This window comes from Mycolicibacterium vinylchloridicum, from assembly GCF_013404075.1.
Taxonomy (GTDB): domain Bacteria; phylum Actinomycetota; class Actinomycetes; order Mycobacteriales; family Mycobacteriaceae; genus Mycobacterium; species Mycobacterium vinylchloridicum.
In genome coordinates, this window is record NZ_JACBJQ010000205.1 from 1 (window position 1) to 785 (window position 785).

The following is a 785-nucleotide window of genomic DNA, read 5'->3' on the forward strand; positions in this document are numbered from 1 at the left end:
ATCCTTTATGACGCTACGACGTTGTACTTCGAGGCCGAGCGCGAGGACGATCTGCGTAAGGTTGGCTATTCCAAGGAACGGCGGGTGGACCCGCAAATCGTGGTCGGGCTGCTGGTCGACCGTACGGGGTTCCCGCTCGAAATCAGTTGCCACGAAGGTAATACCGCCGAGACCACCACGATCGTGCCGATCATCACCACCTTCGTGCAACGCCACCATCTGGAGGGCACGCCGGTGGTGGTGGCCGCCGACGCCGGGATGTTGTCGGCGGCCAACCTCAAAGCTCTCGACGAGCTCGGCTGCTCCTTTATCGTCGGCTCCCGCACCACCAAGGCTCCGGGGGACCTGGAATCCCATTTCCATTGGAACGGCGACGTTTTCACCGACGGGCAGATCGTGGACACCGTGACCCCGCGGCACGGCAACAGCGAAGTCAACGACACCGCGTTGAGGGCCGAACCGGTCTGGGATCCCGATCAGCATCCCAAGGCGTGGCGGGCGATCTGGGCTTACTCGGCCACCCGGGCCCGCCGCGACCAGAAGACTCTGGCGGCCCAGGAGGAACGCGCCCGCGCCATCGTCGACGGCGAACGATCCAGCAAGTCAGTACGCTTCGTCAAGGTCAAAGGCTCCGACCGCCATCTCGACGAAACCGCCCTGGCGCGGGCGCAGTCTCTGGTCGGCCTCAAAGGCTATGTGACCAACGTGCCCGTCACCGTGATGGCGGGCACCGAGGTGATCGCCAAATACCACGACCTCTGGAAAGTCGAGAAATCGTTCCGGAT

1 protein-coding gene is annotated in these 785 nt (G+C 63.6%); it reads left to right on the forward strand.

The genetic code is table 11. The features are described 5' to 3' along the window. Positions 1-785 (forward strand): IS1634 family transposase (locus tag HPC46_RS34590; protein WP_179476464.1); only part of this gene is annotated, 785 nt, incomplete at both ends.